This window comes from Streptomyces sp. BE303 (assembly GCF_036290945.1).
In the GTDB taxonomy this organism is placed as follows: Bacteria; Actinomycetota; Actinomycetes; order Streptomycetales; family Streptomycetaceae; genus Kitasatospora.
Window position 1 is genome coordinate 109,015 of record NZ_JAQYWZ010000709.1, and the last position, 19,464, is coordinate 128,478.

Here is a 19,464-nt window from a genome sequence, read left to right on the forward strand (position 1 = left end):
CGGCTCCCCGTATCACGCAGAAAGGCACTTTTCGTGCGCAACGCCCTGAAGTTCACCAGCGTCCTCGCCACCGCCGGCATCGCCCTCTCGCTCGCCGCCTGCGGCAGCAACGGCGACTCGGCGTCCTCCGACCCGAACGCCGCGCTCACCGTCGTCGCCAGCCCCACCCCGCACGGTCAGATCCTCAAGTACGTCAAGGACAACCTGGCGGAGAAGGCCGGCCTCAAGCTCACCATCAAGGAGGTCACCGACTACGTGACCCCCAACACCGCGGTGCAGGACGGCTCGGCCGACGCCAACTACTTCCAGCACGTGCCGTACCTGGAGGACTTCAACAAGAAGCACAACACCCAGATCGTCTCGGTCGAGACGGTCCACCTGGAGCCCCTGGGTGTGTACTCCAAGAAGGTCAAGACCATCGGCGACCTCAAGGACGGCGCCACCGTCGGCCTGCCGAACGACGCCACCAACGAGGGCCGCGCGCTCAAGCTGCTCGCCGACAACAACCTGATCACCCTCAAGGCCGGTGTCGGCACCGCCGCCACCCCCGCCGACGTCACCGCCAACCCGAAGAACCTCAAGTGGAAGGAGCTGGAGGCCGCCCAGCTGCCCCGCTCCATCGACGACCTCGACGCCGCCGTGATCAACGGCAACTACGCGCTGGACGCCGGCCTCAAGCCGGCCACCGACTCGCTGCTCCTGGAGAAGGCCGAGGGCAACCCCTACGCCAACATCCTGGCCGTCAAGCAGGGCAAGGAGAACGACCCGCGGGTCAAGAAGCTCGCCGAGCTGCTCCACTCGGCCGAGGTCAAGAAGTACATCGACGACACCTTCAAGGGTTCCGTCATCCCGGCGTTCTGACACCGGCGCGCCGAACCGCGCTCCGACCCGTCCCGCCGGACCCGCACCGGGCCCCCGCCGCACCTCGGCGGGGGCCCGGTCGGGCAGTATGCACCAGTGACGGTCCGACAGACCCGGAACTGACGTACCGTCGTGCGGTCCGTGCACCGCGTGAGACCCGGGCACCGGCGAGGCGTACGGTGTGTCCACGACCCGGCGAGGAGAGACGGCATGGCAGCGAGCTTCCCCGAGACCGCCATCAGCACCGAACGGCTGCTGCTGCGCCCGCTTGCGGAGGACGACGCCGCCGGCCTCGCCACGATGATGGCCGACGAACTCGTCCTGGCCTGGACCGACCTCCCGCACCCCTTCACCGAGTCCTACGCCGCCGAACTGGCCCGCAGTCTCGCCCCCGCCCACCGGGCCGCCGGCCGGGGCATCGTCTTCGCCGTCACCGAGCACCTCACCCAGCGGCTGGTCGGCCTGGTCGAACTGCGCGCCACCGACTGGCGGCTGCGCTCCACCGAGATCGCCTTCGTCACCGCCGCCTGGGCGCGCGGCGAGGGCTACGCGCCGGAGGCCGTCCTCGGCGTCGCCCAGTGGCTCTTCGAGGACCGCGGCTTCCTCCGCCTGGAGATGCGCACCGCCGCCGGCAACACCGCCGCCCAGCAGGTCGCGCAGAAGATCGGCGGCATCAGCGAAGGCGTCCTGCGCAGCGCGTGGATAGTGCGGGGTGAGGCCGGCGAGGTGGTGGAGGAGAGCCGCAGCGACCTCATCCTGTGGAGCCTGCTGCCGGAGGACATGGAGACCCCCGACACCGTCCAGGCCGGGGCCTGGCCCGGCGACCGCCACTACGTCCTGCGCGACTGACCCCCCGGGGCCGCCCGGTGCCCGGCCGCCCCGCCGCCCGTACGTGACGGACATGTGTGCGGGATGTCGCCGACGGGGGGATCGCACCCGGTAGCCTCTCCACCGGCGCCGTACGCGGGCGCAGCATGTCGGCGCACGGATGGCGAGGGGGAACAGCCGCAGATGGCTGACCGGATCACGGTCATCGGGTGGGACGGCACCCCGCTGACCGAGGCCGCCGCAGCGGCCCTCGCCGCAGCGACCCTGGTGGCCGGCGCCCCGTACCAGCTCAGGACCCTCCCGGTGCCGCCCGCCGCCGAGCGCATCATCCTCGGCAGCATCCGGCCGGCCGCCCGCCGGATCGCGGAGCACCGCGGCGCGGCCGTCGTCATCGCCGAGGGGGACCCGGGCTTCTTCGGTGTGGTGCGCACCCTGCGCCGCCCCGAGTACGGCCTCGAACTGGAGGTCCTGCCCGCCGTCTCCTCCGTCGCGGCCGCCTTCGCCCGGGCCGGCATGCCCTGGGATGACGCCCAGGTGGTCAGCGCCCACGGCGGCCGGCTGCGCCGTGCCGCCAACGTCTGCCGGGCCAACCCGAAGGTCGCCGTCCTCACGGCTCCCGGCGCCGGGCCCGCCGAACTCGCCCTCATGCTCCGTGGCGTGCACCGCACCTTCGTGGTCTGCGAGGCGCTCGGCACGCCCGACGAGGACGTCACCGTGCTCACCTCCGACCGGGTCGCCGACCACGTCTGGCGCGACCCGAGCGTGGTGCTGGTGATCGGCGGCAGCAGCGGCGGCGGCCCCGGTGGGGGACCGCAGGCCGGCACGGCCTCCGAGGCGGCCGGCTGGATCGCCGGCCGTCCGGTCGGGTATCCCGGCGTGGAACGGGGCTGGGCGCTCCCGTCCGACGCCTACACGGGCGCCGGGCGCGCGGGGGGCGAGCCCGGCGCGTCCGAAACGCTCCCCTCGCACGTGCGCGCCCTGGTGCTGGCCCGCCTGGGGGCCCGCCCGGGCGACCTGGTCTGGTCGGTGGGGGCAGGCAGCGGCGAGCTCGCCGTGGAGGCGGCCCGGTTCGGTGCCGCCGTCGTCGCCGTCGAGTCCGACCGCGCGGCCTGCGCCCGGCTGGCCGTCAATGCCCGCCGCTACGGGGTCGAGGTGGAGATCGTGCAGGGCCGCGGCCCCGAGGTGCTGGGCGGACTCCCGGAGCCCGATGCGGCGGTGGTCGAGTCGGGCGGTGCCGACGTGGTGCGCGCCGTCCTGTCCCGCCGCCCCGAGCGGGTCGTGGCGGTGGCCCGCACCCTCGGCGAGGCGGAGGAGGTCCGCCGGGCGATCGCCGGAGCGGGCTATCGCGCGGACGGCGCACTCCTCCAGTCCGCGCCGCTGCTCGCGCCCGCCGCGGCCCCTGTCGCCGCGTCGGCTTCCGCACCCGCCGCCGCGGCGGACACCGGCTCCGGACTCCGCCTCGGTGTGGGCGATCCGGGCACCTTCCTGCTCTGGGGTGAGCAGATCGTGTGAAGGCGCGGTCGCCGCAGGGTGGTGATCCCGGTGGCGGATCGCCACCGCGGCGGTCCGACGGAAGGCGCGGTGGCAGGCGCGGCCGGTCCGACGGTGATCCAGGTCGCATCCGGACACCGATTCGAGAGGCGGCGCCGCCGGGCCGGTAGTGTGGCGTCCGGGACGGCTGCGACGTCCGACAGCCCGCCCGATCCGGTCGGTTTGTCGCCTTTTTGACGTGGTGCAGGCCGGTACGGCTCGGAGTGTGGGCAATTCGACGGGCCGCCTGCCGGACCTGGAGAATGCCGTAGGGTCCGGTGCGGTCGTGCCGGTTGCCCCGGCTTGTCGTTGTTTCAGATGACGCGCCACCCCTCGCGGGTGGTGCGCGGGCCGGGGTGCCGCAGCGCGCCGGAAGGACTTCGGCCGCAGCGCCTCGGCGCGGCGGCCATGTGTGGTTGAGGGGCGGGCCGGTGCAGGCCCGGCCCGTGCGGATGGGCGCTGCGGTCGGTGATCGCGTCGCCGAGGGCGCGGCAGCGGCCTGGAAGGAGCTTTGACATGACCGATGGCGGCCACGTCCCGAACGAGGGACTGCCGGAGCACCTGCTCGCCGGGCCCGACCCGCTCGGCGGCCCGGAGGGCGTCGCGGCTGTCGCACCCGTGCAGGGCGTCGCGACGGACGGTGCGGTCCCCGGACAGCTGATCCCGAACCCCACGGTTCCGGGTGCGGGCTTCCCGGGCGCGGTGCCCCCCGGCGCGGGTGTCCTTCCGCCGCAGGGTGTCCCCGGCCAGGCCCCGCCGCTCGGCGCGCCCGGCTTCGTCCAGGCCCCGGGCGTTCCCGTCGGCACCGGTGTCCCGGGCGCCGTCGGCGAGGGCTGGGCCGCGGACCCGGGCGCCCCGCGCCCCGCCTTCCACTTCCTCGACCAGCCCGACCAGCCGGACGGGCTCGACGACGAGGACGACGTCCTGCTCATGCCCGGCCCGCAGGGCTCGTGGGGCGAGCCGGCCGCGACCGCCGCCGACCAGCAGGTCGCGCCGGGCACCCCGGTCGAGCCGTCCTGGCCGCCGCTGGACCCGCCGCCGCTCGGCGTCGACCCGGCCGTCCCGCAGGCCCACGGCGCACCGCAGGCGCCGTTCCCGGCGCAGGCCGGTCAGGCCGTTCCCGTCCAGCAGAGCCCGGAGCAGGCCGCGGCCGCCCAGGCGCCGCGCCGTCCGCTGCACGCCGGACCGCCGATCCCGGACCCGTCCCTGATGACCGGCCAGGTCCCGGTCCGCTCGCTCGCCGACCGCGGACCCTCGCAGGGCGGCACGCCCGCGCACGGCATCCCGGTGATCCCGGCCGCCGTCCAGCCGGAGCCGCAGGCCGTCCCGGTCGTGCAGGCCCAGCCGGTGCCGCACGTGCAGCCTTTGCCCCAGGCCCAGGACGTCCGGCCGGTGCCGGACGCCGTGCCCGTGCCGCAGCCCGTGGACGGCGACGTCCAGCAGGCCCCCGCCGTCGAGGTCCCGGTGGCCCCTGAGGCCGTCGCGGCCACCGAGCCCGTCGCCCAGCCCGTTGCCCAGCCTGTCGAGGCGACCGAGCCCGCGCAGGCCGAGGCGGTGCAGGCCGAGGCCGCCCCCGCCGTGCCCGCGGGAGAGGCTCCGGGCACCGACGCGCCGAGCTCCGAGGAGCCGTCCGCCGAGCAGCCGGTCGCCGTCGAGGCCCCGGTCGCCGTCGCGCAGCCCGTCGCCCCGGCCGGACAGCCCCGCCGGATCTCCGCCTTCCTCGCCGCCCCGACGCCGCACGGTCTGCCCCAGGTGGAGGCGGTGGAGCCGGCGCCGGCCGTCGCCGAGGACGCGGCGCAGCAGTCCGCGCCCATAGCGCTCGCCGGGCAGCCTGCGGCGGAGGCCACCGCCCCGGCGCCCGAGGCCGTCCCGGCCGCCGAGCCGGCCCCGGCCGAGCCGACGGCCGTCGCTGTGTCCGAGACGGTGGACGGCCCCGTCGAGAACGCGGAGGCCGCCGCCGCGACCGCCGTGGGCACCGGCGAGATGCCCTCCGGCCGGTCCGTCGCCGGCCCGGCCGCCGAGCCTGCCCCGGCGGACACCGCTCCGGCCGACGCGGTCGCGCCCGTCGAGGCCATCGCGCCCGTCGAGGCCGCCGCGCCCGTCGAGGCCGCCGCGCCCGTCGAGGCCGCGGACGGCGGTGCCGCCGACGCGGTCCAGCCGGCCGTTCCCGCCGAGCCGGTGGACGCCGCCGGACAGCCCGTCGTGCAGGCCCCGGAGGCCGGGGAGACCGCCGAGGCGGCCCAGGCCGCACCCGAGACCCCCGTCGTCGAGACCCCTGCCACCGAGGCCCCCGTCGCCGACCTCCGGGCCGCCGGGGTTCCGGTTGCCGAGGCCCCGGTCACCGAGGTTCCGGCCGCGGCCGAGCCGGCCCCCGCCGAGGAGCCGTCGCCCGCCGAGGCCCCCGCCCCGGTCGAGCCCGGGACCGTCCGGCCCGCCGAGCCCGGCACCGACGCCACCGCCCCGGCCGATGCCACGGTGCCCGCCGAGCCCGCCGAGACCACGGAGGCCACCGAAGCCGCTGAGGCCACGGTGCCCGCCGAGGTCCTCGCGGAGGCCGCCGAACCCGCCGAGCCGGCCGAACCCGCCGAGCCGCGCGGCCCGGCGGCCCCCGGCTACGACGAGGCCGGTCGCGAGGCCGTCCACCAGGTGATCCGCGAGCGCCGCGACATCCGCAACGGCTTCCGCCCGGACCCGATCCCGCACGAGGTGCTGATCCGGGTCCTGGAGGCCGCCCACACCGCGCCCAGCGTCGGCTACTCGCAGCCCTGGGACTTCGTGGTCATCCGCTCCGCCAAGACCCGCCGCAAGATGCACGGGCTGGCCGAGCGGCAGCGCGAGGCGTACGCCGACTCGCTCCCCAAGGGCCGCGCCAAGCAGTTCAAGGAAATCAAGATCGAGGCGATCCTCGAGACGCCCGTGAACATCGTGGTCACCGCCGACCGCACCCGCGGCGGCCGGCACACCCTGGGCCGGCACACCCAGCCGCAGATGGCCCCCTACTCGGCGGCCCTCGCCGTCGAGAACCTCTGGCTGGCCGCCCGCGCCGAGGGCCTCGGCGTCGGCTGGGTGAGCTTCTTCGACGAGGAGGAGCTGGTCCGCGAGCTCGGCCTGCCGGAGCACCTTGAGGTCGTCGCCTACCTGTGCGTCGGCTTCGTCGACGCCTTCCCGGACGAGCCCGAGCTCCAGCAGCAGGGCTGGGCCAAGAAGCGCCCGCTCTCCTGGGTGGTCCACGAGGAGCAGTACGGCAACCGCGCCCTGCCCGGCGAGGAGCCGCACAGCCTGCTCTCCGAGACCCTGCGCGGTATCCGCCCGCTGGACGCCAAGGCGCTCGGCGAGGCCTGGGACCGGCAGAAGCGGATGACCAAGCCGGCCGGCTCGCTCGGCATGCTGGAGATCATCTCCGCCCAGCTCTCCGGACTCTCCCGCAAGTGCCCGCCGCCGATCCCGGAGCCCGCCTGCGTCGCGGTCTTCGCAGGCGACCACGGCGTGCACGCCCAGGGGGTCAGCCCCTGGCCGCAGGAGGTGACCGCCCAGATGGTCGGCAACTTCCTGGCCGGGGGAGCGGTGGTCAACGCCTTCGCCCGCCAGATCGGCACCGAGGTCTGTGTGGTCGACGTCGGCGTGGCCGCCGAGCTGCCGGACGCGATCCAGCAGGGCCGCACCACCGGTCTGCTGCCGCGCAAGGTCAAGCCCGGCACCGACGACATGACCAAGGGCCCCGCGATGACCCGCGAGGAGGCCCTGAAGGCCATCGAGGTCGGCATCGAGACGGCCCGCGACCTCGTCGCGGCCGGTAACAAGGCCCTGGTCACCGGTGACATGGGGATCGCCAACACGACCGCCTCCGCCGCCCTGATCTCGGTCTTCACCGGCCTGGACCCGGCCGAGGTCACCGGGCGCGGCACCGGCATCGACGACGCGACGCACGCCCGCAAGATCGAGGTCATCCGCACCGCGCTGGCCCTGCACCAGCCGGACCCGGCCGACCCGATCGGCGTCCTCGCCGCTGTCGGCGGTCTGGAGCACGCGGCGATCGCCGGCTTCCTGCTCGGCGCCGCCTCGCTGCGCACCCCGGTGATCCTGGACGGTGTGATCGCCGGTTCGGCCGCGCTCGCCGCCAAGGCGATCGCCCCCGAGGTGCTGGCTGCCTGCATCGCCGGTCACCGCTCGGCCGAGCCCGGCCACCAGGCCGCGCTGACCAAGCTGGGCCTGCGTCCGCTGATCGACCTCGACCTGCGGCTCGGTGAGGGCACCGGTGCCCTGCTGGCCCTGCCGCTGGTGCAGAGTGCGGCCCGGGCGATGCACGATGTAGCCACGTTCGACTCCGCCGGGGTCACCGAGAAGGCCTGACGCCCTCCCGCACCGCTCCGCGTACCGGCCCGAGGGCGCGCCGTGACGCGGAGCGGTGCGGCGGCGTACCCCCACCACCCTCACCCGATCCAGGAGCACCGCCGATGACCGCGCCCACCCCTCACCCCAGCACCGAGGGCCGCACCCCGTACCCGGTCGGCCTGCTGCTCGCCGGCCGCCGCGTGGTGGTCGTCGGCGGCGGTCACGTCGCCCAGCGCCGGCTGCCCGCCCTGCTCGCCACCGGCGCGGACGTGCACCTGATATCCCCGGTCACCACCCCGGCGGTCCAGGCGATGGCCGACGCGGGCGAGCTGGCCTGGCACGAGCGGCGCTACCGGGACGGCGACCTGGCCGACACCTGGTACGCGCTGGTCGCCACCGACGACCCGGCGGTGAACACCGCGGTCAGCGCGGAGGCCGAGCGCGAGCGGGTCTTCTGCGCCCGCAGCGACGACGCGGCCGCGGCCACGGCGTGGACGCCGGCCAGCGGGCGTGACGCGGGTGCCACGGTCGCGGTCCTCACCGGGGATCCGCGCCACTCAGCGGCCCTGCGCGACTCGATCGTGGAGGGGCTGCGGGACGGCTCCCTCGCCGCCCGCCAGTACCGTGCGCACGGTGCGGGGGTGGCGCTGGTCGGCGGCGGTCCGGGCGACCCGGACCTGATCACCGTCCGGGGCCGCCGGCTGCTCGCCGACGCCGACGTCGTGGTGGCCGACCGGCTGGCGCCGCGCGAGCTGCTCGCCGAGCTGCCGGAGCACGTCGAGGTGATCGACGCCTCGAAGATCCCGTACGGCCGGTTCATGGCCCAGGAGGCGATCAACCGGACGCTCGTCGAGCACGCCAAGGCCGGGAAGTTCGTCGTCCGCCTGAAGGGCGGCGACCCGTACGTGTTCGGGCGCGGCGGCGAGGAGCTGCTCGCCTGCGCGGAGGCCGGGCTGCCGGTGACGGTGGTGCCCGGCATCTCCAGCTCGATCAGCGTGCCGGCGGCGGTCGGCGTGCCGGTCACCCACCGGGGGATGACGCACGAGTTCACCGTGGTCTCCGGTCACGTCGGCCCGGACGACGAGCGCTCGCTGACCAACTGGGACGCGCTCGCCGGGATGACCGGGACGCTGGTGCTGCTGATGGCGGTCGACAAGATCGGCGCGATCGCGGCCCGGCTGATCGAGGGCGGGCGCCCCGCGGACACCCCGGTGGCCGTCGTCCAGGAGGGCACGACCGCCGCCCAGCGCCGGGTGGACGCGACCCTGGCCACCGTCGCCGCCACCGTCGAGGCCGAGCAGATCAAGCCCCCCGCGGTCATCGTCGTCGGCGACGTCGTGGACGTCCTGGCCGCCGCGTCCGGCACCGCCCCCGCCCGGTCCTGACCTCCGGCTCCGGCCCCGGGCCCACGGGCCCGGGGCCGGGCGGCGCCCCCGCCGGCCGCTACTCCAGCGGCTGCTCCGTCCAGATCACCTTCCCGGTGGCCGTGTACCGCGTGCCCCACCGGTCGGCGAACTGGGCGACCAGGAAGAGCCCGCGCCCGCCCTCGTCCGTGGTGGCCGCGTACTTCAGGTGCGGCGAGGTGCTGCTGGTGTCCGACACCTCGCAGATCAGCGACCGGTCACGGAGCAGCCGGACCCGGATCGGCCCCGTCCCGTAGCGGATCGCGTTGGTGACCAGCTCGCTCAGGATCAGCTCGGTGACGAACGCCGCCTCCTCCAGCCCCCACTCCTCCAGCCGTTCGGCCACCGCCGCCCGCACCCCGCCCACCGCCGCCGGGTCGGACGGCACCTCCCACTCCGCCACCCGGTCCGGCGACAGCACGTGGGTCCGCGCCACGAGCAGCGCGATGTCGTCCTGCGGCCGCGCCGGCAGCAGCGCCCCCAGCACGTCCGCACAGGTCTGCTCCGGCGTCCTCGGCGGCCCGGCGAGTGCGGCCCGCAGCAGCTCCAGCCCCTCGTCGATGTCCCGCTCGCGGTCCTCCACCAGCCCGTCGGTGTACAGCACCAGCCGACTGCCCTCGGCGACCTCCAGCTCGACCGTCTCGAAGGGCAGTACCGCCAGCCCCAGCGGCGGCCCGGTCGGCAGCTCCGGGTAGACCACGTGCCCGTCCGGCCCGACGAGCGCCGGCGGCGGGTGCCCGGCACTGGCCAGCGTGCACCGCCGGGACACCGGGTCGTAGATCAGGTACAGGCAGGTGGCACCCGTCACCGCCGCCGGGCCGCCGGTCGCCGACTCCTCCTGGTCGATCCGGTTGACCAGCTCGTCCAGGTGCCCGAGCAGTTCGTCCGGCGGCAGGTCGAGGGTCGAGAAGTTGTGGATCGCCGTCCGCAGCCGGCCCATGGTCGCCGCCGCGTGCAGCCCGTGCCCCACCACGTCGCCGACCACCAGCGCCACCCGCGCGCCGGGCAGCGGGATCACGTCGAACCAGTCCCCGCCCACCCCGGCCTGCGCCGGCAGGTACCGGTGCGCCACGTCCAGCGCGTTCTGGTCCGGCAGGCTCCGCGGCAGGAGGCTGTGCTGCAGGGTCACCGCCATCGCGTGCTCCCGGGTGTAGCGGCGCGCGTTGTCGATGCAGACGGCCGCGTGCGCGACCAGCTCCTCGGCGAGCGCCAGGTCGTCCTCCTCGAAGGCGTCCGTCCGCTCCGAGCGCCAGAACCGGGCCACTCCCAGCAGCACGCCGCGGGCCTTCACCGGGACCCGCACCAGCGAGTGCACCCCGTACGCGAGCACCTGCGCCGCCCGCTCCGGGTCCTGGTCCCGCCAGGCCGACGCCTCCGCGAGCCGCGGCTCGACCGCCGGCAGTCCGCTGTGCAGGGCGCCCGCCAGCGGCGTCGACGGCACCACCTCCAGCACCGTTCCCACCGGGTAGAACGGCGAGTCGTCCCGCACCCCGGCGAACGCCGCCCGGCGCATCCGCCCCAGGTCCGGACCGGGCGGCGGTTCCTCGCCCGCCAGCACCTGTTCGGCGAGGTCGATGGTGACGTAGTCCGCGAACCGCCCCACCGTGACCTGCGCCAGTTCCTCCGCGGTCCGTTCGACGTCCAGCGTGCTGCCGACCGCCACCCCGGCGTCGTACAGCAGCCGCAGCCGTCGTTGCGCGACCTCGGCCCGCCCGGTCAGGGCCATCAGCTCGGTCGAGTCGCGCAGCGTGGCGACCGAGCCGGGCGGCCCGCCGTCCTGGTCGGTCGGCCGGACGTTCACCGCGAGCAGCCGCTCACCGGCGAGCACGACCTCGTCGGTGACCGCCCGCCCGGCGGTCAGCAGCTCCGCGGGCGCCCGGTCGAGCCCCAGTTCGGCGACCGGCCGGCCCTCGGCGTCCGCCGGGAGGTCCAGCAACCGGCGTGCCTCGTCGTTGCAGAGCAGCAGCAGCCCGTCACCGCCGATGATCAGCACGCCCTCGCGCACCGCGTGCAGCACCGCCGCGTGGTGCTCGTACATCCGCGTCATCTCGGCCGGCCCGAGCCCGTGCGTCTGCCGCCGCAGCCGGCGGCTGACCAGCGCCGTGCCGCAGGTGGCCAGCCCGAGCGCGATGGCGGCCGCGCCCAGCACCACCGGCAGCTGCCGTTCGCTCGCGCTGCTCACATTGGCGATCGTGATGCCGGCGGACACCATCCCGACCACCTGGCCGTCCGGCGCGTGCACCGGCACGATCGCCTGCACCAGGGGTCCGATGGTGCCGACGACCTGCTCGACCACGACCTGTCCCTGGAGGGCGGGCTGGTAGGTCCCCACGAACTTCTGACCGATCCGGTCCGGGTTGGGGTGGGTGAAGCGGATGCCGTCGGTGTTGAGCACGACGACGAAGTCCACACCCGCGTTGACCGCCACCGACTGCGCCTTGGGCTGGAGGATCGCGGTCGGGTCGGGGGAGCGCAGCGCCTCGACCATGCCGGGCGAGTTGGCGAAGGTCTGGGCGACCGCCACCGACCGGTTGGTCGCCTCCTGCCGGGCGTCGTTGCGGGACTGGACGACCAGTGCGACGACGGCCGCGGCCACCAGCAGCAGGACCACCACGACCTGCAGCGCGAACACCTGTCCCGCCACCGACCGGCTCTTCGCCGGCCCCTGTCGGGCCGCTCGGGGTTGCTGGTGCCGACCGTGTGGGCGCCCACCGGCGGAGCCGGCGGTACCGGTGGATCGGGGCGAGGTGGTGGAACCGGATGCACCAGCGGCCGACGGAGCCCAGGATCGGCCCGGAAAACGGGCCATACGTCATATTTGCACTCCGCCCGGCAGGGGGCCAAGGGCACCACCCCCGACCCTTGGGCCGTTTGGCCTTCCCCGGCCCGGCTTGGCAAGATCGCAGGGTGTCCGAACCCAGCACCATCACCGACCCCGCCGACCCGCGCCTCGCCGACTACACCGGCCTGACCGACGTCGAACTCCGCCGCCGCCGCGAACCCGCCGAGGGCCTCTTCATCGCCGAGGGCGAGAAGGTCATCCGCCGCGCGCTGGCGGCCGGCTACCGGATGCGGTCGATGCTGCTGACCGCCAGGTGGCTGGACGTGATGGCCGACGTCATCGCGGACGCCGACGCCCCCGTCCACGTCGTCGAGCCCGCGCTGGCCGAGGCCGTCACCGGGTACCACGTCCACCGCGGGGCCCTCGCCTCGATGGAACGCCGACCGCTGCCGGACGCCGCCGAGGTGCTGGCCGGAGCCCGCCGGGTGGCCGTCCTCGAAGGCCTGGTCGACCACACCAACCTCGGCGCGATCTTCCGCAGCGCCGCGGCGCTCGGCATGGACGCCGTCCTGCTCTCGCCCGACTGCGCCGACCCGCTCTACCGGCGTGCGGTCAAGGTCTCGATGGGCGCCGTCTTCGCCGTGCCGTACGCCCGCCTGGACCCGTGGCCGGCCGCGCTGGACGCGGTCCGCGCCGCCGGGTTCAGCCTGCTGGCCCTCACCCCCGCCGAGAGCGCCGTCGACCTCGCCGGCCTGGCGCCCCACCGCCTGCCCAAGGCCGCCCTGATGCTCGGCGCGGAGGGCGACGGCCTCACCCGGGCCGCCGTCGGGGCCGCCGACCACGCGGTCCGCATCCCGATGGCGCACGGCATCGACTCGCTCAACGTCGGTGCGGCGGCGGCCGTCGCCTTCTACGCCGTCACCGCGGCCTGACGGATCCGGTGCGCACGGGACGTCGGCCGGTCCGACGTCCGGTGCGCCGGGCCCGATCCGGGCGGGCCCTCGGCCCGGTGGCCCTCAGCCCGTCGGGGCGGTGGGCGGGGCGGGAGCCGCGGCGGGCGGAGCGGTGACGGCCGGCGTGGTGGAGCCGGAGCCCGGCCAGGACTCCTCCAGGGTGCCGTCCGCGCGCACCGTGTACCGGGTCGAGGTGGCCGAACCCGTCTGGGCGACCCGCTCCTCCCGGACCAGCGCACCGTTCTCCAGCCGCCAGGTCGCCGTGGCCTGCGGATCCGCGGCCGAGGAACGGGAGGCCAGCGCGACCGGCGCGTCCCCGTTGAAGGAGAACAGCTGGACGAGGTCGACCGGCACCGAGCCCTCGGAGCGGCGCAGCACCACCAGGGCCGCCGGAGCCCCCTTGTACCGCGCCGGGAGTACGGCGCTCAGGACGACCTGGGGTCCGGTCCCCGCGGAGCGGCCGTCGCGCAGGGTGACGGCCGCTCCGCTCGCCGGATCGGGGTAGGCGCGGTTCGGCCAGTCCACGGCGGGCCCGGCGCCCTGTGCCGGGCCCAGCGCGCCCTCGCCGGCCACCGCGCTCGCGCGCGCCGCAGCGGTGAGCGGAGAGGCGGACTGGGCGATGCCGTCGGCGGAGAGGCCGGTGCCGGCCGAGCCCGCCGGGCCCTGGGCGGGGGTCGACGGCGGGGCCGCGCCACCCTGCTGCTCGCCCGCACCCGGCGCCGCCGGGGCCGAGGCCGAGGGCCGCATCCCCTGGTTCTCCCGGTTCTCGCACCCCTGCGCCGCGGCGATGGCGAGCGCGACCCCGACCGTCACGGTGACGAAGACCACGAGGCGCTGCCGGAGCAGTCGCTGCCGGGCCGCACCCGGACGGCCGCCCGGTACGGGTGTGTGCTGCCGGTCCTGGGCCCGCCCGCGCGGCCGGGCCGGCCGCCGGTCCCGCTCCCGCGCGCCGCCGGGCGCACCGGGGCGGCCGGGCGGAGGGGTCTGCTGGCGTTCGCGCATCGGCCGGGTGGCCTGGGCCGCGTCGGGCCGGGGGAGCGGTGCGGTGGCCGCCTGCCCGCCCTGGCCGGGGGCACGTCGCGGCGGCCCGCCGGGGGGTCCGGCGGGCCGGCCCACCGCTCCGGCGCGGGCGCGCGAGGCCGCTGCCGGGTCCGCTGCCCGCCCGGGGGCCGGGACACCGCGCGGGGCGGCGGCCGGTGGTCCCGGCGGGACGCTGCCGGCCGGCCGGACGGCGGCTCCGGGCCGCCCCTCGGTGCCGCGCGCGGTGAGCGGCCGGGTCGCCCCGGGGGCGGCTGCGGCGGCGCCACCCGGGGCCGCCCCGTTCCGCTCCGCCGCGGCGTCGCGTGCCGTACTGCCGTCGGAGGAGCCGCGGTTCCGTCCGAACGTCCCGCCGGAGGCTCCGCCCGCCGCGGTGCCGCGCGCGGCCAGCTCGCTCAGCCGCTCGTGCAGGGCGGCGGCGCCGGGCCGTTCGGCGGGCTCCTTGGCCAGGCAGGCCCGGATCAGCGGTGCCAGCTGGGGCGGTACCGCGGTGAGGTCGGGTTCCTCGTGGACGACCCGGTAGAGCATGACCTCCGAGGAGGCGCCCGAACCGAACGGGGTGTCGCCGGTGAGCGCGTACGCCAGGGTGGCCCCGAAGGCGAAGACGTCGGTCGCGGGCGTGACGGCGGCCCCCCGGACCTGCTCGGGCGCGAGGAAGCCCGGGGAGCCGACCGCCGTGCCGACGTGGGTCAGGGTGCTGGCCCCGCGGGACCAGGCGATACCGAAGTCGATGATGCGCGGGCCGCGTGGCGAGAGCAGGATGTTGGACGGCTTGAGGTCCCGGTGGACGACCCCGGCCTCGTGCACCTTGACCAGCCCGTCGGCGAGCGCGGCTCCGATCCGGGCCGCTTCGGGCCAGCTCAGCGGTCCGTCGTCGCCGACCCGCTTGTACAGCGACGGCCCGGGGACGTACGCGGTGGCCAGCCAGGGGCGGTCGGCCTCGATGTCGGAGCCCATCACGCGGGCGGTGCAGGCGCCCCGGATCTTGGAGGCGGCGGCGATCTCGCGGGCGAAGCGGGTGCGGAACTCGATGTCCTCGGCCAGTTCGGCCCGGATCAGCTTGAGTGCGACGCGCTGCCCCCGGCGGTCCGAGCCGAGATAGACCACCCCCATCCCACCGGCTCCCAGCCGCCGGTGCAGGCGGTACGGCCCGACGATGCGGGGGTCCTCACGCCTCAGCCGCATCATCGCCATCTTCGTTCCCCGTCAGACCGTGGGTGAGGCCCCGTCGGTTGGGGCGTCGTCAGTTCCTGTCTGGCACAGCTTACGGACTGCCTGCTGCGGTGTGCTGATACGCAACACCTCAAGCCACCGTCCGATAGTCCGATCTTGGACTGACCTCGGGACGCGGCTGCTGAAACGTTTCTCGGGGTCGCCCCTCAGGGTTCCCCCGGGGGTGCGACGGAGGACGTCTCCCCCTGCGGTAGTAGTCCCCAGGTCCGAGCGTCATCCTCCGGGAGGCCCGGAGAACAGTACGACGGCATGACGCCCACCGAACCCCTCGGGCCATAGCGTTGTCCTCAGCGGTGGACGGGGAGCTCGTCCCCCGAGGTAAGCCGTCCACCGCGTCCACCTTCACACAGAACTGCTCACGAATCAGGAGTCAGGGCATGGCAGCGCAGCTCACGGGAACGACCTCCCGCCGCCGTCGGCCGGCCTTCACTCAGCCCCAGGCCGCGGAGCCCACCAGGCACCCGGCCGTGGCGGTGGCCATGGCACTGCCCTGCGCGGTGCTGCTGGTCAGCCTGTTCGGGGGCTGGGAGCAGATGGCGACCCAGGCTCAGGCGGTCGCCGATCTGATCGGCCACTGACCCACCGGCCGGGACCGGTCGGCCTCCGGGCCGGCCCACAGAACGGGCACTGGATCCCCTGGGGACGGGGAGCCGGTGCCGCCGGGGAGGCCGCGACCGCGTTGACACGCGGACGGGCGAGAGCGGTGCGCAGAGCACCCCGGCAGGAGGAGATGCCGCGTACGGTCGTCGGTGAGGGCGACCGTACGCGGCTCTTCTGTCTTTCGAGGCTGTCGGCCGACCCCCCGACGCTTCCCCCGCGTCCGCACGGGACCCGCAGCCGGGCACGTGGTTCGGGCGGTTCGGAGCACGCAAAAGGCCGGGGCCGCGACTCTTCAGAGTCGCGGCCCCGGCCGTTACTGTGCGCGATACTGGGATTGAACCAGTGACCCCTACCGTGTCAAGGTAGTGCTCTCCCGCTGAGCTAATCGCGCCTGGTGCGGCGGTCCTGCAGCAGACCCCGGAGGATCCGACGTGCGCGATACTGGGATTGAACCAGTGACCCCTACCGTGTCAAGGTAGTGCTCTCCCGCTGAGCTAATCGCGCGGGGAGGTCACCCGGTGGAACCGGGAGTCCTCTTGGAGGTGGAGACGGGATTTGAACCCGTGTAGACGGCTTTGCAGGCCGTTGCCTCGCCTCTCGGCCACTCCACCAGGCAACACTCGAAGAACGATCTTACACTGTTCTCCATCGAGCGGACGACGAGATTCGAACTCGCGACCCTCACCTTGGCAAGGTGATGCTCTACCAACTGAGCCACGTCCGCCTGTCTCCCGGGATCTTCACCGTTTTTCCCGGCTGCGCTCCCTGGCGACGTGTTGAACTCTAGCGGATTCCCGGGCCAGCTAAAAATCCGTTCCCGCAGCGTGCCGCCGGGGTGCCCGCCGGGCGGCCGCGGGCCGGGCCCGCGCCGACCCCGCGGGACGGCCCCGTCGGGAGGCGAACGGCACCCTGAGTGACACCCGCAGGTCATCCGGCGCACGCCCGCGCGATGCCCGACTCTGCTCACGCCCCCCGACCTACACTTCAGGCACCGCAACCGAGCAAGCCCGTGCAGGAGACCCGTGTCCGGCCACCCCGCCCCCCACATCCCCCTCGCCCGCTTCGGCGGCCGCCTCGCGACCGGGCTGCGCGACGTCACCTCGGATCCGGCGGCCCTCGACTCCGCCGGCTACTGGGCCGTCGTCCACGACTTCGAGGGCCGGCTCACCTGTGCCCGCTTCGACGACGTCCGCCCGGCCCCCGCGCCCCCGTCCGGCGCGGGCTGGCGGGGACCGGCCGCCGACCGCTGGCGCAGCTCGCTCGACCACGCCTCCTACACCGCGGGCGTCCGCCGGATCAGGGAGCACATCGCGGCCGGCGAGGTCTACCAGGCGAACCTCTGCCGCGTGCTGTCCGCGCCGCTGCCGGACCCGGACCGCACCGACGTCGACGCCCTCACCGGCCTGCTCGCGCACGGCAACCCCGCGCCCTACGCCGGCACCGTCCGGCTGCCCGGCCACGGCGTGGAGATCGCCACCGCCTCGCCCGAGCTGTACCTGCGCCGTACCGGCCGCACCGTCTCCTCCGGCCCGATCAAGGGCACCGGCCGCACCGAGGACGACCTCCTCGACAAGGACCACGCCGAGAACGTGATGATCGTCGACCTGGTCCGCAACGACCTCGGACGGGTCTGCGCCACCGGCAGCGTCAGCGTCCCGGACCTCTGCGCCGTCGAGAAGCACCCCGGCCTGGTCCACCTGGTCTCCACCGTCGAAGGGACCCTGCGCGAGGACGCCGGCTGGCCCGAACTGCTCTCCGCCGCCTTCCCGCCCGGCTCGGTGACCGGGGCCCCCAAGTCCAGCGCCCTGCGCATCATCGAGGCGCTGGAGACCGCCCCGCGCGGCCCCTACTGCGGGGCCGTCGGCTGGGTCGACGCCGACCGCGGCGAGGGCGAACTCGCCGTCGGCATCCGCACCTTCTGGATCGACCGGACCGACCCGGCCGCCCCCGAGCTCCGCTTCGGCACCGGTGCCGGCATCACCTGGGGATCCGACCCCGACCGCGAGTGGGCGGAAACCGAACTGAAGGCCGCCCGCCTGGTCGCGATAGCGTCGGGCACCGACACCCCCACCGACTGAGAGCCGGAACGCCCCGGCGCGGTCTCCGGACCCCGGCCGGAACCGACCCGCCCACGCCCCACCCACGAGGAGCAGCCCTCGATGCAGCACCCCACCACCAGCTGGGTCAACGGGTCCCTCGTCGACTCCGCCGACCCCGCCCTGTCCGTCCTCGACCACGGACTCACCACCGGCGACGGAGTCTTCGAGACCCTGAAGGCCGTCGACGGCCGGGCCTTCGCGCTCACCCGCCACCTCGACCGGCTCACCCGCTCGGCCCGCGGCCTCGGCCTGCCCGATCCCGACCACGACCGGGTCCGCGAGGCCTGCGCCCAGGTCCTCGACGCCAACCCCGTGCCGCTCGGCCGGCTGCGCGTCACCTACACCGGTGGCGTCGCCCCGCTCGGCTCCGAACGCGGCGACGACGCCCCCACCCTGGTCGTCTCCCTCGGCACCGCCGCCCGCCGCCCCGACACCACCGCCGTCGCGGTCGTCCCCTGGCGCCGCAACGAGCACAGCGCCGTCGCCGGTCTGAAGACCACCTCGTACGCCGAGAACGTCGTCGCCCTCGCCGCCGCCCACCGGGCCCGCGCCTCCGAGGCGATCCTCGCCAACACCGCCGGCCGGCTCTGCGAGGGCACCGGGTCCAACGTCTTCGTCGTGCTCGACGGAACCCTGCTCACCCCGCAGCTCTCCTCCGGCTGCCTGGCCGGCATCACCCGCCGGCTCGTCATCGACTGGTGCGGCGCCCAGGAGGCCGACCTGCCGCTCGACGCGCTCCAGCGGGCCGAGGAGGTCTTCCTGACCTCCACCCTGCGCGACGTCCAGGCCGTCACCCGCGTCGACGGCCACGAACTGGCCGGGCCCGGTCCGGTGACGACCAAGGCCATGGCGGTCTTCGCCGAGCGCAGCGCCGACGACCTGGACCCCTGAGCGCCGCCGGGGCTCCCGGCCCCCCCACCCCGGCGGGTAGAACACCCGGGCGGCGGGAAGGGACCCCGGCATGACCACCACGCTGCGCCCAGAGGGCCCGGAGACACCCACCGCCGCCGGCGGCCGCACCAGACGCTGGCGGATCTGCGCCAACGGCCGGCCGGTCGGCGCCCTGCGCACCAGCCTCGTTCCGCGCGGCGGGCAACTCTGGGGCGAGATAGCCGAGTTGGAGGTGCACGAAGGGCGCGGGCGGGGGCGCGGAACGTTCGGCGCCCTGGCGGCCGAGGAGGTGCTGCGCGGCTGGGGCTGTACCCGGGTGGACGCCGACATCCCCGAGTCCTCGCAGCTCGCGCGCTCGCTCGCGGTCACCCTCGGCTACAGCGAGCGGATGCGGAACATGGCCAAGCGCCTCACCGCGCCGCCCGCGCTGCCGCCCGGCCTCACCGCGCACCCGATCGGCGCGGAGGAGTTCCCGGACTGGCTCGCGGACGCCAAGGAGGGCTATCTGCGCGACCTGGTCTCGTCCGGTCTCGCGGAGGAGCAGGCCCGCGCCAAGTCCGACGCCGACCACCTGAACCTGCTGCCCCTGGGGGCCGGCACCCCCGGTGTCGCGCTGCGCCGGCTGAGGGGTGCCGGGCCGGACCCGCTGGGCTCGCTCTGGCTGGCCCTGCGGGTCCGCGACCTGTCCGACGGCGCGCCGCTGGCCTGGGTGATGGTGGTCGAGGTGGCCGAGGCCCACCGGGGCCACGGCCACGGCCGGGCGCTGATGCTGCTCGCGGAACGGGAGTGCCTGGCCGCCGGGGTCCGCGACCTGGGGCTGAACGTCTTCAGCGGCAACGAGGTCGCGATCCGGCTCTACGAGTCGCTCGGCTACCGGGTGACCAACCGCGTCTACGGCAAGACGCTGATCTGAC

The 19,464-nt window shown here is 75.5% G+C and carries 11 protein-coding genes, 4 tRNA genes and 1 pseudogene; 10 read left to right on the forward strand and 6 right to left on the reverse strand.

The window, feature by feature from the left end; translation table 11 throughout:
- Positions 1-33: 33 nt before the first annotated feature.
- The 5 genes from PUR56_RS18985 (at position 34) to cobA (ending at position 8,936) form a co-directional block, all read left to right on the forward strand.
- Positions 34-861, forward strand: coding sequence for a MetQ/NlpA family ABC transporter substrate-binding protein (locus tag PUR56_RS18985; protein ID WP_329882292.1), 828 nt, complete (start codon positions 34-36; stop codon positions 859-861).
- 210 nt (positions 862-1,071) lie between these two features.
- Complete coding sequence (locus PUR56_RS18990) at positions 1,072-1,710, forward strand: GNAT family N-acetyltransferase (RefSeq protein ID WP_329882291.1); 639 nt, start codon at positions 1,072-1,074, stop codon at positions 1,708-1,710.
- Between the two features lie 162 nt (positions 1,711-1,872).
- Positions 1,873-3,201 (forward strand): precorrin-6y C5,15-methyltransferase (decarboxylating) subunit CbiE, encoded by a 1,329-nt coding sequence (cbiE, locus tag PUR56_RS18995; protein ID WP_329949816.1) that lies wholly within the window; start codon positions 1,873-1,875, stop codon positions 3,199-3,201.
- A gap of 534 nt (positions 3,202-3,735) precedes the next feature.
- On the forward strand, positions 3,736-7,569 hold the full coding sequence (cobT, locus tag PUR56_RS19000) for a nicotinate-nucleotide--dimethylbenzimidazole phosphoribosyltransferase (RefSeq protein WP_329949817.1): 3,834 nt from the start codon (positions 3,736-3,738) through the stop codon (positions 7,567-7,569).
- A 104-nt stretch (positions 7,570-7,673) separates the two neighbouring features.
- Positions 7,674-8,936 (forward strand): uroporphyrinogen-III C-methyltransferase, encoded by a 1,263-nt coding sequence (gene cobA, locus PUR56_RS19005; protein ID WP_329949818.1) that lies wholly within the window; start codon positions 7,674-7,676, stop codon positions 8,934-8,936.
- A 58-nt stretch (positions 8,937-8,994) separates the two neighbouring features.
- Here the strand turns inward: cobA and PUR56_RS19010 are convergent, their stop codons facing one another.
- On the reverse strand, positions 8,995-11,763 hold the full coding sequence (locus PUR56_RS19010) for a SpoIIE family protein phosphatase (RefSeq protein ID WP_329949819.1): 2,769 nt from the start codon (positions 11,761-11,763) through the stop codon (positions 8,995-8,997).
- Between the two features lie 98 nt (positions 11,764-11,861).
- On the opposite strand from PUR56_RS19010, the gene PUR56_RS19015 reads away from it, so the two are divergent.
- Positions 11,862-12,668: a TrmH family RNA methyltransferase gene (locus tag PUR56_RS19015; RefSeq protein ID WP_329949820.1), complete on the forward strand. Its 807-nt coding sequence runs from the start codon at positions 11,862-11,864 to the stop codon at positions 12,666-12,668.
- A 786-nt stretch (positions 12,669-13,454) separates the two neighbouring features.
- Here PUR56_RS19015 and PUR56_RS19020 read toward each other — a convergent pair.
- Positions 13,455-14,921: pseudogene (locus tag PUR56_RS19020) on the reverse strand (serine/threonine-protein kinase); the annotation flags it as partial.
- A 416-nt stretch (positions 14,922-15,337) separates the two neighbouring features.
- Here PUR56_RS19020 and PUR56_RS19025 point away from each other — a divergent pair.
- The gene (locus PUR56_RS19025) at positions 15,338-15,538 is read left to right on the forward strand and encodes a hypothetical protein (RefSeq protein ID WP_329882283.1); all 201 of its coding nucleotides are present in this window, start codon (positions 15,338-15,340) and stop codon (positions 15,536-15,538) included.
- A gap of 341 nt (positions 15,539-15,879) precedes the next feature.
- Here the strand turns inward: PUR56_RS19025 and PUR56_RS19030 are convergent.
- From PUR56_RS19030 to PUR56_RS19045, 4 genes are all read right to left on the reverse strand, one after another.
- Positions 15,880-15,951 (reverse strand) — tRNA-Val (locus PUR56_RS19030).
- A 41-nt stretch (positions 15,952-15,992) separates the two neighbouring features.
- Positions 15,993-16,064, reverse strand: a tRNA-Val gene (locus PUR56_RS19035).
- Positions 16,065-16,097: 33 nt separating this feature from the next.
- A tRNA-Cys gene (locus tag PUR56_RS19040) sits at positions 16,098-16,171 on the reverse strand.
- 40 nt (positions 16,172-16,211) lie between these two features.
- Positions 16,212-16,284: transfer RNA gene (locus tag PUR56_RS19045), tRNA-Gly, on the reverse strand.
- Between the two features lie 298 nt (positions 16,285-16,582).
- On the opposite strand from PUR56_RS19045, the gene PUR56_RS19050 reads away from it, so the two are divergent.
- From PUR56_RS19050 to PUR56_RS19060, 3 genes are all read left to right on the forward strand, one after another.
- The gene (locus tag PUR56_RS19050; protein WP_329949821.1) at positions 16,583-17,638 is read left to right on the forward strand and encodes a chorismate-binding protein; all 1,056 of its coding nucleotides are present in this window, start codon (positions 16,583-16,585) and stop codon (positions 17,636-17,638) included.
- Between the two features lie 81 nt (positions 17,639-17,719).
- Positions 17,720-18,550, forward strand: a complete 831-nt coding sequence (locus tag PUR56_RS19055) for an aminotransferase class IV (protein ID WP_329949822.1) — start codon at positions 17,720-17,722, stop codon at positions 18,548-18,550.
- Between the two features lie 70 nt (positions 18,551-18,620).
- The gene (locus PUR56_RS19060) at positions 18,621-19,463 is read left to right on the forward strand and encodes a GNAT family N-acetyltransferase (protein ID WP_329882280.1); all 843 of its coding nucleotides are present in this window, start codon (positions 18,621-18,623) and stop codon (positions 19,461-19,463) included.
- Position 19,464 lies beyond the last annotated feature (1 nt).

What these genes read in the sequence shown, in the direction of transcription:
- cbiE (WP_329949816.1), top strand. Translation starts at nt 1,873, where the DNA reads ATGGCTGACCGGATCACGGTCATCGGGTGGGACGGCACCCCGCTGACC.
- PUR56_RS19060 (WP_329882280.1), top strand. Translation starts at nt 18,621, where the DNA reads ATGACCACCACGCTGCGCCCAGAGGGCCCGGAGACACCCACCGCCGCC.
- PUR56_RS19055 (WP_329949822.1), top strand. Translation starts at nt 17,720, where the DNA reads ATGCAGCACCCCACCACCAGCTGGGTCAACGGGTCCCTCGTCGACTCC.
- PUR56_RS18990 (WP_329882291.1), top strand. Translation starts at nt 1,072, where the DNA reads ATGGCAGCGAGCTTCCCCGAGACCGCCATCAGCACCGAACGGCTGCTG.
- cobA (WP_329949818.1), top strand. Translation starts at nt 7,674, where the DNA reads ATGACCGCGCCCACCCCTCACCCCAGCACCGAGGGCCGCACCCCGTAC.
- cobT (WP_329949817.1), top strand. Translation starts at nt 3,736, where the DNA reads ATGACCGATGGCGGCCACGTCCCGAACGAGGGACTGCCGGAGCACCTG.
- PUR56_RS19010 (WP_329949819.1), bottom strand. Translation starts at nt 11,763, where the DNA reads ATGGCCCGTTTTCCGGGCCGATCCTGGGCTCCGTCGGCCGCTGGTGCA.
- PUR56_RS19025 (WP_329882283.1), top strand. Translation starts at nt 15,338, where the DNA reads ATGGCAGCGCAGCTCACGGGAACGACCTCCCGCCGCCGTCGGCCGGCC.